Origin of the sequence: Micromonospora sp. NPDC093277, assembly GCF_044765245.1 — a bacterium.
Classification (GTDB): Bacteria; Actinomycetota; Actinomycetes; order Mycobacteriales; family Micromonosporaceae; genus Micromonospora.
Window position 1 is genome coordinate 66,872 of record NZ_JBIWJO010000007.1, and the last position, 15,127, is coordinate 81,998.

At 69.8% G+C, this 15,127-nt stretch carries 13 protein-coding genes; 4 read left to right on the forward strand and 9 right to left on the reverse strand.

The genetic code is table 11. From position 1 onward, the window contains the following. Positions 1-170: 170 nt before the first annotated feature. Together ACIRG9_RS16860 and ACIRG9_RS16865 are read right to left on the reverse strand one after the other, a co-directional pair. Positions 171-1,046, reverse strand: a complete 876-nt coding sequence (locus tag ACIRG9_RS16860; RefSeq protein WP_402856264.1) for a hypothetical protein — start codon at positions 1,044-1,046, stop codon at positions 171-173. A 501-nt stretch (positions 1,047-1,547) separates the two neighbouring features. Beyond that, positions 1,548-1,952: a cobalamin B12-binding domain-containing protein gene (locus ACIRG9_RS16865; RefSeq protein ID WP_402856267.1), complete on the reverse strand. Its 405-nt coding sequence runs from the start codon at positions 1,950-1,952 to the stop codon at positions 1,548-1,550. A 437-nt stretch (positions 1,953-2,389) separates the two neighbouring features. On the opposite strand from ACIRG9_RS16865, the gene ACIRG9_RS16870 reads away from it, so the two are divergent. Together ACIRG9_RS16870 and ACIRG9_RS16875 are read left to right on the forward strand one after the other, a co-directional pair. Further along, on the forward strand, positions 2,390-3,103 hold the full coding sequence (locus tag ACIRG9_RS16870; RefSeq protein WP_402856270.1) for a M23 family metallopeptidase: 714 nt from the start codon (positions 2,390-2,392) through the stop codon (positions 3,101-3,103). Between the two features lie 249 nt (positions 3,104-3,352). Further along, positions 3,353-4,192, forward strand: a complete 840-nt coding sequence (locus ACIRG9_RS16875) for a M23 family metallopeptidase (protein WP_402856273.1) — start codon at positions 3,353-3,355, stop codon at positions 4,190-4,192. A gap of 70 nt (positions 4,193-4,262) precedes the next feature. On the opposite strand, the gene pcrA is transcribed toward ACIRG9_RS16875, so the two are convergent. Then, positions 4,263-6,752, reverse strand: a complete 2,490-nt coding sequence (pcrA, locus tag ACIRG9_RS16880) for a DNA helicase PcrA (protein WP_402856276.1) — start codon at positions 6,750-6,752, stop codon at positions 4,263-4,265. A 302-nt stretch (positions 6,753-7,054) separates the two neighbouring features. On the opposite strand from pcrA, the gene ACIRG9_RS16885 reads away from it, so the two are divergent. Further along, on the forward strand, positions 7,055-7,408 hold the full coding sequence (locus ACIRG9_RS16885) for a chorismate mutase (RefSeq protein WP_402856279.1): 354 nt from the start codon (positions 7,055-7,057) through the stop codon (positions 7,406-7,408). Positions 7,409-7,515: 107 nt separating this feature from the next. On the opposite strand, the gene ACIRG9_RS16890 is transcribed toward ACIRG9_RS16885, so the two are convergent. The 5 genes from ACIRG9_RS16890 to ACIRG9_RS16910 all read right to left on the reverse strand — a co-directional run bounded on the left by ACIRG9_RS16890 (position 7,516) and on the right by ACIRG9_RS16910 (position 13,237). Next, positions 7,516-8,529, reverse strand: a complete 1,014-nt coding sequence (locus ACIRG9_RS16890; RefSeq protein WP_402856281.1) for an ABC transporter ATP-binding protein — start codon at positions 8,527-8,529, stop codon at positions 7,516-7,518. Then, a complete protein-coding gene (locus tag ACIRG9_RS16895) occupies positions 8,522-9,559 on the reverse strand; it encodes an ABC transporter ATP-binding protein (RefSeq protein WP_402856284.1) in 1,038 nt (345 codons plus the stop codon). The genes ACIRG9_RS16890 and ACIRG9_RS16895 overlap by 8 nt, the downstream gene beginning before the upstream one ends. A 10-nt stretch (positions 9,560-9,569) precedes the next feature. Continuing rightward, entirely contained in the window at positions 9,570-10,529 is a 960-nt protein-coding gene (locus ACIRG9_RS16900) for an ABC transporter permease (RefSeq protein WP_402856287.1), read from the reverse strand. Next, positions 10,522-11,448, reverse strand: a complete 927-nt coding sequence (locus tag ACIRG9_RS16905) for an ABC transporter permease (RefSeq protein ID WP_402856290.1) — start codon at positions 11,446-11,448, stop codon at positions 10,522-10,524. Before ACIRG9_RS16905 ends, ACIRG9_RS16900 begins: the two co-directional genes overlap by 8 nt. A gap of 154 nt (positions 11,449-11,602) precedes the next feature. Continuing rightward, a complete protein-coding gene (locus ACIRG9_RS16910; protein ID WP_402856292.1) occupies positions 11,603-13,237 on the reverse strand; it encodes an ABC transporter substrate-binding protein in 1,635 nt (544 codons plus the stop codon). Positions 13,238-13,668: 431 nt separating this feature from the next. On the opposite strand from ACIRG9_RS16910, the gene ACIRG9_RS16915 reads away from it, so the two are divergent. Then, positions 13,669-14,403: a PIG-L deacetylase family protein gene (locus ACIRG9_RS16915; protein ID WP_402856295.1), complete on the forward strand. Its 735-nt coding sequence runs from the start codon at positions 13,669-13,671 to the stop codon at positions 14,401-14,403. Between the two features lie 41 nt (positions 14,404-14,444). Here the strand turns inward: ACIRG9_RS16915 and ACIRG9_RS16920 are convergent, their stop codons facing one another. Continuing rightward, positions 14,445-15,125 carry a response regulator gene (locus ACIRG9_RS16920; RefSeq protein ID WP_402856298.1) on the reverse strand — a complete coding sequence of 227 codons (681 nt, stop codon included), beginning with the start codon at positions 15,123-15,125 and terminating at the stop codon, positions 14,445-14,447. Positions 15,126-15,127: the final 2 nt, after the last annotated feature.

Genomic DNA, 15,127 nt, shown 5'->3' on the forward strand with positions numbered 1-15,127 from the left:
CCCGTCCCGTCTCCGCGGCGCGCCGTCGCGCCGCCACCAGCTTCGGAAAATCAGTTTGACGCCTGTCTTCAGATGAGACAGGCCATTTGCCGCAGCCTAACGAGGTGGGAACCGGCGGCAATCGAGCGGGTGCGCGGTGTGTGGTAATGCACAACCACCCATGCGTCGGGTCAGCCCACCCGGCACCGACCGGCCGCGTACCCGACGACGGCTCGCATGATCTCGTCCTCGGAGCGGTCGGCGAAGTTGGCCGTGGCGGTGAAGCCGGTGCCGAAGAACGCCTGTTGCAGCCCGGAGTCCAGGTCGGTGAAGACCCCCAGGCCGGAGGCGGTACGCGGATCCCGCGGCTTGACGCAGACCATCTTCTCCAGCGCCCAGCGCCGCAGGTAGATCCGTTCGATCGCCGCCCAGGGCAGCCAGATCGCCTGCCCCCGGGTCGGCCGCGTCTTGATCCACAGCCCGTCCGGGCCGACCGCCAGCACCGGGCCGCCGGAGGAGACGAGCCAGAGTTGCAGGCCCACCACCAGCGCGAAGAACAGCATGATCACCGGGATGATGAGCAGCACCGAGGCGTCTCCGGCCAGGCCCAACGGGCAGGCCATCACCAGGCCGACGAGCAGCGTGATGCCGCCGAGGGCCAGCCCCCGCTTGCGCAGGCTCGGCCGGGCCACGAACGGCAGGTCCTCCGGGATCCGCTTCGCCGTCCGCGTCGCCGGCGCCTGCCACGGCGGCGGCTGCGCCGGAACCCCACCCGGATGCGCCGGCCAACCCGGGTACGCCGGCTGCTGCGGCGGCGCCGGCCAGCCCGGGCCTGGCTGCTGGGGCGGTACCGGCCAGCCCGCTCCGGGCTGCGGCTGCGGCTGCCCCGGCCAACCCGGACCCGGCTGCTGCGGTCCCGGTGCCGGCCAGCCCGCTCCGGGCTGCGGCTGCGGCTGCCCCGACCAGCCCGGACCCGGCTGCTGGGGCGGTACGGGCCAGGCGGGCTGGCCCGGCGGCGGCGTCCATCCGCCGGCGGGGTTCGGCTGCGGGTGGGGCGGCTGGGTCACGGCGGCCTCCGGCGGGATAGTCGACCGCGGGACGCGGTAGTGGGCAGGCACACGATACGACCTCGGTTCCGGCCGCGCGGCCCCGCGAACCGCCCGCCCGGGACCTCGTGGCACCCGCACCCGGGCACCCCGGTCCGCGCCTGTCCAGGGAAGGAACGGCGGCCTGCGGCCAGCCCCGCGAGACCGCACGTACCCGCGTCCGGACGCCGCACGTCAGCCGTCCGGGGGATGTTGGAAGACGGGCGTAACCCCCTTGTGGGGGCGTCGTTGAGTCTGATGTCGGAGCGCTGGTCAGGCGCGATGACGGGAGACGGCCGATGCCCTGTCGGTCGAGGGGTGGCGGCGGGGCATCGTGCATAGAGGGGCCGGGCGTGTGAGGGGTGCGTCCGGCCCCTCCCCCCTGTCCGCATTCTGCTCCGCATACGACAAAGGGCGGTGTCCCCGCGTCGGGACACCGCCACTCGCGCCGGCTGGCGCCGATCAGGTGTGCGGGTGCGCCGGTCAGCCGACCGGCTGGGCGACGTTCCCCCGGACCCACTCGACGATGGACTGGGTGGTGGCACCCGGGGTGAAGATCTTCGCGACGCCGAGCTGCTCCAGCTCGGGGATGTCGGCGTCCGGGATGATGCCGCCGCCGAAGACCACGATGTCGGCCGCGTCGCGCTCGCCGAGCAGTTCGAGCACCCGCTTGAAGAGGGTCATGTGCGCGCCGGACAGCACGGAGAGGCCGACCGCGTCGGCGTCCTCCTGGATCGCGGTCTCCACGATCTGCTCCGGCGTCTGGTGCAGGCCCGTGTAGATGACCTCCATGCCGGCGTCGCGCAGCGCACGCGCGACGACCTTCGCACCGCGGTCGTGGCCGTCCAGGCCGGGCTTCGCGACGACGACCCGAATACGAGAGCTCATCAGCGCACACCTTTCACCGGCTCCGGCACTGTCACCTGAACGAACGGTAACCCGGCCGGTCTGGGGCCGGAAACCCGGGCGGCACCCCTAGGCCTGTGTCCCGGCTCTCGGCTCGACGAGAACCGGGCAGCGACGCCGTAGCGGCCAGCCGCACACACCGGAAGTCGGACACCTCCGCCGAACGGTCACTGTACGCTACGAACGGCCAGTCAAGGGGCCATCCGATCGGCGGCACGAGCCATGACAAGAGCGGATGTAAACGGACATAACAAAACGCCAATTCGGCGCTTTGGCTTGTGACTGGAGTGGCGGTTGGCTACCGTGTCCACGGTTGTCATCAGGTCCACGGACGGGTGACGACGCGGTCGCCGGACGTTCGACGGAGGTTCACCGAACGGTCGGCGGTCGCATCGGAATCCCGACAACGGAGGGTGTGCGTGCGCCAGCGCCTGTCGTCTGAGCCCGATAGATATCGCGGCCGTCGCCGCGTACCCACCCCACCCCGCAGCCGCTACGCGGCAGTCGTCACCACCGCCTTCGTGGGAGCCGGCATCGTCGCGCTCGGCGCGAACGCCCTCCCCGACGCCAAGAGCGTCAACCCGTCGGTCCTGGACGAGCTCAAGCAGGCCTCGGTCACCAGTCAGGACGCGGCGGCCCGCGCCGACAGCGCCGACCGCGCCACCCGGGCCGGACGGACGGACAGCAAGGCGACCGACGAGCGGGACGTCTGGCTGCTCCCGCTGCACAACTACGACTTCAAGACGCCCTACGGGATGAACTGGGGCAAGCTGCACACCGGCATCGACCTGGTGGCCCCGGAAGGCACCCCCTACCTCGCGATCCACGACGGCACGGTCACCAAGGCCGGCTGGTTCGGCGGCTACGGCTACACGGTGATCGTCCAGCACGCGGACGGCAGCGAGGCCATCTACGGCCACTCCTCGGCGATCAGCGTCACCGAGGGCCAGCAGGTCAAGGCCGGCGACCAGCTCGGCCTGGTCGGCAACACCGGCCACTCCTACGGCTCACACCTGCACCTGGAGATCCATGTCAAGGGGCAGCCGTTGGACCCGGTGCCGTGGCTCGACGAACGCGGCGTGAACATTCAGCTGCAGATCGAGGAGATCTACAGCGACGTAGCCGCGTCCTGACGCTGCGTATCGCCCGTTGGCCGCCCGGATCAGTCGATCCGGGCGGTTTTCTTTCGGCAAAGTCTGCCGGATCACACCTGCAACTGTGAGCGGCGCCACGGTCACGCATGATCCTTTCTGCCCCCAAACGGCGCAGAGCGGGATGGGCCGGGCAGGTCGCCGCGCCATCATGGCCCGTCACCCCGGAGCCGGCACCGGTCACAGTCCGGGCTGACACCAGTATTTCGAGGTCACGTGCCCCTCGAACTGATGAAGGTCCCCGTGCAGGAAGACAGCTCCACCCAGCAGGAAGACGGCTCCGTCCAGAACGAGAACGTCCGGGACACCCCCGGCCGGCACCGGCTGCGTACGCGCACGGCTCGGCGTGGCACCTACCTCGTCATCGGCGCGGTCGCGCTGGCCGGCCTCGGCGTCGGCGGCGTCGCCCTCGCCACCACCGAACGCGGCGTCCCGGCACCGACCCCGGCGGCCGTCGACTTCGACGCCCGGGGCCGCGCCGAGGCCGCCGCCCGGGCCGACCGCTCCGCCCGCGAATCGACCGCCCCGGTCACCCCGTCCGCCATCCCGGCCAGTCCGTCGGTCGCCCCGGCCAGCCCCTCGCCGAGCCCGACCACGGCGAGCCCCAAGCCGAAGCCGACGAAGACCGCCACCACCAAGCCGACGCCCAAGAAGACCGCCGCGCCGAAGCCCGCGTGGGTCATCCCGATGGCCGGTGCCGAGATCACCTCCTGCTACGGGCCGCGGTGGGGCACCCTGCACGCCGGCATCGACTTCGCGATGCCCAACGGCACGCCGATCCGCGCCGCCGCGGCGGGCACCGTGGTCAAGGCCGGTGACGCCGGCGACGGGTACGGCAACTCGGTCTTCATCGACCACCACAACGGCTACCTGACCCACTACGCGCACCAGAGCCGCCTGATCGTCAGCGTCGGCGACAAGGTGACCGCCGGTCAGGTCATCGGCTACGAGGGCGCCACCGGCGACGCCACCGGCCCGCACCTGCACTTCGAGGTGCACCAGGGCGCGATGTGGCACCAGATCGACCCGGCGCCCTTCCTGCGCGCCCGCGGCATCGACGTGGCCTGCTGACCGCCGCCACGGCGCGAGGCGAGGCCCGGCCCGACGTGTTGTCGGGCCGGACCTCGCCGGCCGGAGTCGTTCAGAGCTTGTCGATCGGGGCGTGCCGGAGCACCAGCCACAGGGTCTGGTCACCGAAGTCGATCTGCGCCCGGGCACCGGGGCCATGCCCCTCCACCGCCAGCACCCGGCCGAGGCCGTAGCGCTGGTGGTTCACCCGGTCCCCGACCGACACCTTCGGTGCCTGCTTCAGCTCGCTGGCCGTGGAGAGCCGGCTGGCATCCACCCCGAGTCGCTTCGCCAGCTGGGTCGCCTTGGGCGTACCCCCGGTGAAGCCGCCGGTCGCGCGGTCCGCGCGGCCGCCGACGCCCCCGCCGCCACCGGCCCACGAGGTGTACGAGCCCTCGGTGCGCTCCCAGCGGACCAGCGCCGGCGGCAACTCCTCCAGGAACCGCGACGGCGGGTTGTACGCCGGCTGCCCCCAGGCCGACCGGGTGACCGCCCGGGACAGGTAGAGGCGCTGCCGGGCCCGGGTGATCCCCACGTACGCCAGCCGCCGCTCCTCCTCCAGCTCACGGTTGTCGCCCAGCGAGCGCAGGTGCGGGAACACGCCGTCCTCCAGGCCGCTCAGGAAGACCACCGGGAACTCCAGGCCCTTGGCCGTGTGCAGCGTCATCAGGGTGACCACGCCCTGGTGGTCGGGGTCGTCGGGGGGAATCTGATCGGCGTCGGCGACCAGCGCCACCTGCTCCAGGAAGCCGGCCAGGGTGGCCCGCTCCCCCTCCTCGCCCAGTGCCTCGATCCGCTCGGTGTACTCGCGGGCGACGCTGACCAACTCCTGGAGGTTGTCCACCCGGCCGGCGTCCTGCGGGTCCAGGCTCTCCTCCAGCTCGGTGAGATAGCCCGAGCGGGTCAGCAGCGCCTCCAGCACGTCCTCCGGGGTGCCGGTCTCGGCGAGCTCGCGGGCGGAGTCGAGGAGCGCGACGAACTCGGCGATCCCGTTGGCGGCCCGGGTGGAGATGCCGGGCGCGTCCTTGGCCCGCCGCAGCGCTGCGCCGAAGGAGATCCGGTCCCGGCTGGAGAGCGCCTCCACGCACGCCTCGGCCCGCTCGCCGATGCCCCGGCGTGGGGTGTTGAGAACCCGGCGCAGGCTGACCGTGTCGTCGTCGTTGACCACCGCGCGCAGGTAGGCCAGCGCGTCGCGGACCTCCTTGCGCTCGTAGAAGCGCACCCCGCCGACCACCTTGTACGGCAGGCCGACCCGGATGAACACCTCCTCGAAGACGCGGGACATGGCGTTGGTGCGGTAGAAGACGGCCACGTCGCCCGGGCGGGTGTCACCGGCGTCGACCAGCCGGTCGATCTCCCGGGCCACCCAGTCCGCCTCGGCGTGCTCGGTGTCGGCCACGTAGCCGACGATCTGCTCGCCGGCCCCGGCGTCGCTCCAGAGCCGCTTGGGCTTGCGGGAGGTGTTCCGGTCGATCACCGCGTTGGCGGCGTTGAGGATGGTCTGGGTGGAGCGGTAGTTCTGCTCCAGCAGGATCGTCCGGGCGTCGGTGAAGTCGCGCTCGAACTCCAGGATGTTGCGGATGGTCGCACCCCGGAACGCGTAGATCGACTGGTCGGCGTCGCCGACCACGCACAGCTCCGCCGGATCGACTCCCTCGGTGCCGGAGACCAGCTCCTTGATCAGCACGTACTGGGCGTGGTTGGTGTCCTGGTACTCGTCGACGAGGACGTGCCGGAACCGGCGCCGGTAGCTCTCCGCGACGTGCGGGTGCGACTGGAGCAGGTGCACCGTCGTCATGATCAGGTCGTCGAAGTCCAGGGCGTGCGCCTCGCGCAGCCGCCGCTGGTAGAGCGTGTAGGCCTCGGACAGGGCCCGCTCGTTGGGTCCCTTGGCCCGGGTCGCGAACTCCTCGGGATCGACCAGCTCGTTCTTCAGGTTGGACACCTGGGCCGCCAGACCTCGCGCCGGGTAGCGCTTGGGATCGAGGTCCAGTTCCCGGGCGACCAGTTGCATCAGCCGCCGGGAGTCGTCGGCGTCGTAGATCGAGAAGGTGGACTTCAGGCCGGCGTGCTCATGCTCGGCGCGCAGGATGCGGACGCAGGCCGAGTGGAAGGTCGACACCCACATCAGCCGGGCGCGCGGGCCGACCAGCGCGGCCACCCGGTCCTTCATCTCGCCGGCGGCCTTGTTGGTGAACGTGATCGCGATGATCTCGCCCGGGTGCACGTCCCGCGCGCCGAGCAGGTACGCGATCCGGTTGGTCAGCACCCGGGTCTTGCCGGAGCCGGCGCCGGCCACGATCAGCAGGGGGGAACCGGCGTGGGTGACCGCATCCCGCTGCGGACCGTTCAGCCCGGCGAGGAGGTCCCGCGGGGCCGAGCGCGCCAGGTTGCCGCGCGGCGAGGGACCGGCCTCCGTCCGGTCCGGGGCGCTGCCCGGCGGCTCGGTGGCCGGATCATGGCCGCCCGCCGAGCCGGGATCGTCGCCCCCGGGCCGGTGCGGCGGGGTCGGCCGGGAGTCCGGCGTGGGCGGGGATGTGGGAATGTCGAAGAGAGGATGCATCGCATGGCGAGTCTATGCCGTCGGCCGGACACTTCCGGCCCGCGCCGAGCGGGGCGGGACGAAGCCGTCACCGAGGCACCCACCTCGCACCAGTTGGCGGGATTCCTTGCGCGTCGCGCCCACCGGTCGGCATACTCGACGACGTGTTCGGTCAGCGCTTCTACTTTTACTACGGCACCGGGAGTCCGGCAGCCGTAGGTCGCGCCTGATCAACAGACCTGCGAAAGCCCCGGGCTCCTGGAGCCCGGGGCTTTTTCGTCCCGGGATCCGGGCACGGGGCCCGAGACCCGGAGGGTACGACGATGATGACTGACGTGGTGGAGTCCAGCGGTAGCCTGGCGCGGCACGACCGGCCGAACGAGACAGACCCGACCGGGGCCGCGACAGCCCGGACCGGCACCGACGACTCGGCCGCTGCCGAGCGGATCGTGGCCATCCGGGAGCGCATCGACGAGATCGACCGCACCATCGTCGCGCTCTGGCAGGAGCGCGCCGCCCTGTCCCAGGAGGTCGGAGCCACCCGGATGGCCGCCGGCGGGACCCGGCTCGTGCTCTCCCGGGAGCGGGAGATCCTGGAGCGGTTCCGTCAGGCGCTCGGCGCGGACGGCACCCAACTCGCGCTGCTACTGCTGCGTGCCGGCCGCGGACCCCTGTGAAGCGGGCCGCCGGGATGACCGGGCTGCGGTCGGGCGGCCCGGCCGGACCCGGATACGACGAACCGCCTGCCGGCGTCGGGCTGACGTCGGCAGGCGGTCCGGAGGGATCACGCCTCGTGGGTGGCCACGATCTCCCGCCGCTCGGCGAAGTGGCAGGCGCTCGGGTGGTCCGAGCCCCGGCGGATCTGGAGCAGCGGCGCCTCCTGGGCGCACACGTCCTGCGCCTTCCAGCAACGGGTGCGGAACCGGCAGCCCGACGGCGGGCTGATCGGGGAGGGAACGTCACCGGTGAGCCGGATGATCGCTTTGCTCTCCCGCACCCTCGGGTCCGGCACCGGCACCGCCGAGAGCAGTGCCTGGGTGTACGGGTGCGTCGGCCGCTCGTAGATCTCGTCCTCGGTGCCGATCTCCGCGATCTTGCCCAGGTACATCACGGCGACCCGGTCGGAGAGATGACGCACGACCGACAGGTCGTGGGCGATGAAGACGTAGGAGAGACCGAACTCGGCCTGGAGCTTCTCCAGCAGGTTCATCACCTGCGCCTGGATCGACACGTCCAGGGCCGACACCGGCTCGTCGCAGACGATGATCTCGGGCCGCAGGGCGAGCGCCCGGGCGATGCCGATGCGCTGCCGCTGGCCGCCGGAGAACTGGTGCGGATAGCGGTTGATGTGCTCCGGGTTCAGGCCGACCAGGTCGAGCAGCTCCTTGACCTTGCCGCGGCGCGACCCCTTGGGAGCCACCTCGGGGTGGATCTCGAACGGCTCGCCGATCAGGTCACCGACCGTCATCCGGGGGTTGAGCGAGGTGTACGGGTCCTGCATCACCAGCTGGATCTGCCGGCGCAGGCGCCGCAGCGCCGCCCCGGAGAACTTGGAGATGTCCTGGCCCTTGTAGAACACCTGGCCGGAGGTCGGCCGCTCCAGGTTCATCAGGACCCGGGCGAGCGTGGACTTGCCGCAGCCCGACTCGCCCACCACGCCCAGCGTCTCGCCGGCCCGCAGGTCGAAGGAAACGCCGTCGACAGCCTTGACGTGACCGATGGTCTTCTTGAACACGATGCCCCGGGTGACCGGGTAGTGCTTGACCAGGTCGCGGACCTCGATGATGTTCTCAGTCACGGCTCACCAGCTCCTCGGCGAAGTGGCAGGCGCTGGCTCGGCCGCTGCCGAGCCGCAGCAGCGTGGGCAGCTTTTCCCGGCACACCGGCTGCGCCATGGGGCAGCGCGGGTTGAACGCACAGCCCCGCGGGATGTTCGTCAGGTTCGGCGGAAGGCCCTTGATGGTCCGGAGCTCCTGCCCCTTCTCGTCCATCCGCGGGATCGAGTTGAGCAGGCCGAGGGTGTACGGGTGCGCCGGCTTGGCGTACAGGTCGTACACGTCGGCTTCCTCGACGATCCGGCCGGCGTACATGACCGCGATCCGGTCCGCGACGTCGGCGACCACGCCGAGGTCGTGGGTGATCAGGATCATGCCCATCCGCCGCTCCCGCTGGAGCTCGCCGAGCAGGTCCATGATCTGGGCCTGCACGGTAACGTCCAACGCGGTCGTCGGCTCGTCGGCGATCAGCACCTCGGGGTCCAGCGCCAGCGACATCGCGATCATGGCGCGCTGCCGCATACCGCCGGAGAACTGGTGCGGGTAGTTGTTGTACCGGCCCTTGGCGTTCGGGATCTTCACCTGGTCGAGCATCTCGATCGCGCGCTTCTTGGCGTCCGCGCGGCCCATGCCACGACGGACGCGGAACTGCTCAGCGATCTGGAAACCGACGGTGAAAACCGGGTTGAGGGCGGAGAGCGAGTCCTGGAAGATCATGGCGATGCCTTCGCCCCGGATCCGCCGCCGCTGCTCGGAGGACATCGTGAGCATGTCCTTGCCGTGGAAGCGGACCTGGCCACCGGTGACGAAACCCGGCGGGGTGTCGAGGATGCCCATGATGGTCTGCGCGGTGACGCTCTTGCCGGAGCCGGACTCGCCGAGCACGGCGAGGGTCTCCCCCGCGTCGACGTGGTACGTCACCCCGTTGATGACCTTGGCGACGCCGTCCCGGGTGCGGAACTCCACCCGCAGGTCGTCGACCTCGAGCAGGCGACCCGAGGGGCGGCCGGCGGCGTTCGCCGCGGATTGCTCGGACACGAGAATGTCGGACAACTCAGTTCCCCTATCGAAGCTTCGGGTCGAGGGCCTCGCGGACCGTCTCGCCGAGCGTGACGAAGCTCAGCACGGCGGCGACGAGGAACGCGGCGGGGAAGAACAGCAGGTTCGGCGCGACCCGGATGTAGTTCTGCGACTCGCTGATCATGATGCCCCACGACACGACCGGGCTCTTCAGGCCGACGCCCAGGAAGGAGAGCGTCGCCTCGGCGCCGATGAACGAGCCCACCATGATCGTCCCGTAGACGAGCAGCGGGGCGAGACAGTTCGGCAGCAGGTGTTTCAGCACGATCCGGCCGGTGCCGGCGCCGAGGGCGCGAGCCGCGACGATGTAGTCGGCCTGCTTGGTGGAGAGGACCGAGGATCGCATCAGCCGCATCAGCACCGGCCAGCTCAGCACCGTGAGCGAGATGATCACAAGGAACATGATCTTCGGCTTGCTGTTGTTGGTGCCCGAGCCGTTGAAGGTGGTCAGGATGACGATGGCACCGAGCACGAAGGGCAGACCGAAGAAGACGTCCGCGACCCGCGACAACAGCGCGTCGACCCAGCCACCACGGTAGCCGGCGAGCATGCCCATCGAGCCACCGATCAGCATGGTGCCGGCCACGGAGAGCAGGGCGACCAGGATCGACGCCCGAGCGCCGTAGATCACCCGCGCGTACACGTCCCGGCCCTGCACGTCGTAGCCGAACCAGGCGTGCCCGGAGGGCTTGTCCAGGCTGCGGGAGAGCGCGCCGTTGACCGGGTCGCCCGAGGTGAACAGCGACGGGAAGGCGGCCATCACGACCAGGAGCAGAATGAACGCGGCGGAGATCCAGAACAGCGGCTTACGGCGCAGGTCATACCAGGCGTCGCCCAGCAGGCCGCGCGGCTTGTCCTGATTCGCCGGCCCGGCGTTCGCCGTAGCGGTCTCGCCTGGCATCGGGGGGGTGCTGACGATCGATGCGACGGAAGGGTCACTCATAGCGGATCCTCGGGTCCAGGGCGGCGTAGAGCAGATCGACCAGCAGGTTCATCAGCAGATAGACCACTACCAGCACGACCACGATGGAGACAACGGTAGCGCTCTCCTTGGTGACGATCGACCGGTAGACCTCGCGGCCGATGCCGTTGATCGCGAAGATGCCCTCGGTGACGATCGCGCCACCCATCAGGGCACCGAGGTCGGTGCCGAGCAGCGTGACCACCGGGATCAGCGAGTTGCGCAGCAGGTGCACGCCCACCACCCGGCGCATCGGCAGACCCTTGGCGATGGCGGTGCGGACGTAGTCCGCACGGCGGTTCTCCGCGATGCTGGTCCGCGCCATCCGGGCAACATACGCCATGGAGGCGCTGCCCAGCACGAAGCCCGGGATGATCAACTCCGAGAACGGCATCGCACTCGAGACCGTCGGGCTGACGATCTTCCACTGCACGCCGAAGAGCCACTGGAGCACGAAGCCCACCACGAAGACCGGCAGCGCGATCAGGAACAGGGTGGAGACGAGCACCAGGTTGTCGAGGAACCCGTTACGCCGCAGGCCGCTCAGTACGCCCGCGGTGAGGCCGATGACCGCCTCGATGGCCAGGGCCACCAGGGCCAGCTTGAGGGTGTTCGGATAAGCGGTCGCGATGACGTCGTTGATCGACCGCCCGCCGAACGTCTCGCCGAAGTCGCCCCGCAGGAGGTTCTGCATATAGATCGCGTACTGGGTGAAGACGTTCTCATCCAGGTGATACTTCGCCGTCATGAAGTCGATGTAGGTCTGCGGGCAGCGGCGTTCGCCGCACTTGCCGGCGAACGGGTCACCCGGCACGGCCCAGACCAGGGCATAGATCATGAACGTGGTGCCGATGAAAACCGGCACGAGTTGGAGTAGCCGTCTGACTAAATAACGGCCCATGGGGTGGTCCTCCAGACAGGGGGCGTCGGACGAGGGATGCCGACGTTCGGCGGTCAGATGCGAAGGCGGATGTTGTAACACCCGTTCGCGGAACGACCCCGGGTCGGGCCCACCGGATGTGGCGAGCCCGACCCGGGGGTCTAGACCGTTCGGATCAGAGCACGACCGAGGAGAGGTCCAGCTCACCGACGTTGGTCAGTTCCAGCTTCTTGATCTTCTCCGAGTGGCCGGACTGCTGACCGTAGTAGTAGACCGGGATGCTCGGAACTTCCTGGTCGACGATCTTGAGCAGCTCGGCGAACTTCGCGTGCGAAGCCTCAAGGCTGGGGGCGGCGCTGGCCTCCTTGGCCAGAGCGTCGACCTCCTTGTTGCTGTAGAGGCCGTCGTTGGAGGAGCCGCCGGTGACGAAGAGCGGGTTCACCCAGTTCTCGATGTCCGGGTAGTCCTGCTGCCAAGCGGCACGGTACGGGCCGGTCATCTTGTGGCCGTCAATGTTGGACCGGAAGACCGCGAAGGTCGGCACGCCCTCGGCCCGCGCGTTGATGCCCAGGTTGGTCTTCACCTGCTGAGCAACGGCCTCCATCCAGTCCTTGTGGCTGGAGTCGGCGTTGTAGAAGAACACCATCTCGCCCTGGAAACCGCCGGCCTCGGCGAGCAGCTGCTTGGCCTTCTCCGGGTTGAACTCGCAGACGGTGCAGTTCTTCTCCGGAGCACCCGGGGTCAGCGGGTTCGCCCAGCTGTCGGCGGGCTTGCGGGTACCGAAGAAGATCTTCTCAGAGATCTCCTGCCGGTTGACGGCCAGCGAGACCGCCTGGCGCAGCTTCACGTCCTGGAAGCGCTTGTCGTAGAGCGGGAAGGCGATGAACGCGGTCGACGGGGTGACCGTGTTCAGCCAGCGGTCGCCCAGGTCGCTCTTGTACTTCTCGCCGGCGAGCGCCGAGGTGGGGATCGTCTCCAGGAAGTCCAGGTTGCCCGCCAGCAGGTCGGTGTAGGCGGCGTTCTCGTCCTGGTACAGCTTGACGTTGATGTCCTTGATCTTCACCTTGTCGCGCAGCGTGTAGTCGTCGAAGCGGGTGAGCTTGACCTCGACGTTGTCCTGCCACGACACGAACTTGACCGGGCCGTTACCGATCGGCTTCTTGCCGAAGTCCTCCGGCTTCTGGGTGAAGAAGGCGTCCGGCAGCGGCATGAAGGCGCTGTAGCCCAGCTTGGTCGGGAAGACCGCGGTCGGCGCGCCGAGGGTGACCTCGAAGCTCCAGTCGTCGAGGACCTTGAGGCCGGACATCTCCTCCTTGTTCGGCTTCGGGGCCTCCTTCGGGCCGTCGCCGTCCGGGTCGTCGGTGTGGACGTCGTCGTAGCCCTGGATGTCGGCGAAGAAGGTGCCGTTGGAGGCGCCGTTCGGCGAGTAGGCAGCCCAGTTCCAAGCCTTGACGAAGTTCTCGGCCTTGACCGGGGTGCCGTCGTGGAACTTGGTGTTCTGCTTCAGCTTGATGGTGAAGACCTTCGAGTCCGTGGTCTCGATGGAGTCCGCCACCGCGTTCTGCGGCGCACCGCCGTTGTTCGGGTACTCGACCAGGCCGGTCCACAGCCAGTCGATGAACCTGCCACCACCGGTCTCGGTGGTGTTCGCCGGCACCAGGGGGTTCTGCGGCTGAACGTTGTTGATGACGATGCTGCCGTCCGCGCTGTTGTCGCCGCCTTCGTCGCTCCCGCTGGAGCAGCCGGACGCGACGAGCGCGAACGCCGCGCCCACGGCGAGCGCGCCGCTCGCCCGCTTCGAGACTCTCATTCCGAGGGGCCTCCTCTTTCTAACCTGGTTCCGTCGTGAACTTCACGCACGTCTTGGGGGGTGACACCAACCGCCGACCCGAACCGCAGGTCGCCGGCTTACCGCAGAGGAAATCGGGACGCCCCCAGGGGTACCGATCCGCCGGGCACCACACCCCGGCGAGAACATCACCCAGGGCCGACGAACACTCAACGTCACCTGGTTGCGACGTCGTGTGATCGGCGGACCCGACGAGGTGCCCCACACCGGAGGCGAGGTGCTGCCACTGTGACACCCACCGGCCCGTTCCGTGAAGGTGCCGTTATCAAGCCGTTAGTTGGCCGCCACGTTGCCGATACTTGAGAAAAGATCATGAAACGCGCCGGTCGTACCGCTCTGAACAGGTAAGACACGGTCACACCGGGCGCTACCCCCACGTAGGCTCGGTGGCTGTGAGCTTCCCTGCCTCCGCTCCGGCGCTCCCCGACATCCGCCGGGCGCTGGCCGTATTTGCCCATCCGGACGATGTCGACTTCGGCTGTGCGGGCACCATCGCTGGCTGGGTGGATGAGGGTATCGAGGTGGCGTACGTGGTCGTGACCCGGGGAGACTCCGGCGGGTTCGACAACACTCCGCGTGACGAGATGCCCGCCCTGCGCGAGGCGGAGCAGCGGGCGGCGGCCGCCGTGGTCGGCGTACACCAGGTCGACTTCCTCGACGGGTACCCCGACGGCCTGCTCGCCTCCGGCCCGGAGCTGCGCCGCGAGATCACCGCCGCGATCCGCCGGTTCCGGCCCGACCGGGTGGTCACCAGTTCCCCGCTGCGCCGCTGGGAGCTCCTCACCGGCCCGAGCCACCCCGACCACCTGGCCGTCGGCGAGGCCACCACCTGCGCGGTCTACCCCGACTCACGCAACCGCTTCGCCTTCCCGGAGCTACTCGCCGAAGGGCTCGAACCCTGGGTGGTCCGGGAGATCTGGTACGCGGGCGGCCCGGCGCCGGACCACGCCGTCGACGTGACCGACCAGGTCGACCGGAAGATCGCCGCGATGCGGGCACACCACTCACAGACCGCGCACCTGGACGTGGCGGCGTGGGTGCAGGACCTGCTCGGCACGATCGCCGGCGACGCCGGGCTCCCCGCCGGCCGGCTGGCCGAGGCGTTCACCGTGCTGCGCACCGAGTGATCGGAACCGGTCGGCACGCACCGGGTGGTGAGGCGGAGTGGTCAGACCAGCCGGCGGTCGGCCGCCCAGCGCGACAGCTCGTACCGGTTGGACATCTGGAGCTTGCGCAGCACGTTGGAGACGTGCGTCTCGACCGTCTTGATCGAGATGTACAACTCCTTGGCGATCTCCTTGTACGCGTACCCCCGGGCCAGCAGCCGGAGCACCTCACGCTCGCGGTTGGTGAGCTGGTCCAGCTCCGGATCGGCGACCGGCGCGTCCGGCCGGGCCGCGAACGCGTCCAGCACGAACCCGGCCAGCCGGGGACTGAACACCGCGTCCCCCTCGGCCACCCGGCGGATGGCGTCGGTCAGCTCGTCCGGCGAGATGGTCTTGGTGACGTAGCCCCGGGCCCCGGCCCGGATCAGCCCGATCACGTCCTCGGCCGCGTCGGAGACGCTCAACGCCAGGAACCGCACCTGCGGGTGGGTACGCCGCATCGCCTCCAGCACCGCCCGGCCGCCGCCGTCCGGCATGTGCACGTCGAGCAGCACCACGTCCGGCTGGGTCACCGTGATCCGGCTGACCGCCTCGGCCACCGTGCTGGCCTCGCCGACCACCTCGACGTGCCCGCCGAGCTCGGCGCGTACGCCGGCCCGGAACATGGCGTGGTCGTCGACGAGAAACACCCGCAGCCGCCCGTCCCGGGGCGCCGCCGCCTCAACCGGTCCCTGCTCGATCATGG

Bases quoted from the DNA above. Each gene is read 5' to 3' on its own strand.
- ACIRG9_RS16885 (WP_402856279.1), top strand. From the start codon at position 7,055: ATGATGACTGACGTGGTGGAGTCCAGCGGTAGCCTGGCGCGGCACGAC.
- ACIRG9_RS16910 (WP_402856292.1), bottom strand. From the start codon at position 13,237: ATGAGAGTCTCGAAGCGGGCGAGCGGCGCGCTCGCCGTGGGCGCGGCG.
- pcrA (WP_402856276.1), bottom strand. From the start codon at position 6,752: ATGCATCCTCTCTTCGACATTCCCACATCCCCGCCCACGCCGGACTCC.
- ACIRG9_RS16920 (WP_402856298.1), bottom strand. From the start codon at position 15,125: ATGATCGAGCAGGGACCGGTTGAGGCGGCGGCGCCCCGGGACGGGCGG.
- ACIRG9_RS16865 (WP_402856267.1), bottom strand. From the start codon at position 1,952: ATGAGCTCTCGTATTCGGGTCGTCGTCGCGAAGCCCGGCCTGGACGGC.
- ACIRG9_RS16875 (WP_402856273.1), top strand. From the start codon at position 3,353: ATGAAGGTCCCCGTGCAGGAAGACAGCTCCACCCAGCAGGAAGACGGC.
- ACIRG9_RS16905 (WP_402856290.1), bottom strand. From the start codon at position 11,448: ATGGGCCGTTATTTAGTCAGACGGCTACTCCAACTCGTGCCGGTTTTC.
- ACIRG9_RS16900 (WP_402856287.1), bottom strand. From the start codon at position 10,529: ATGAGTGACCCTTCCGTCGCATCGATCGTCAGCACCCCCCCGATGCCA.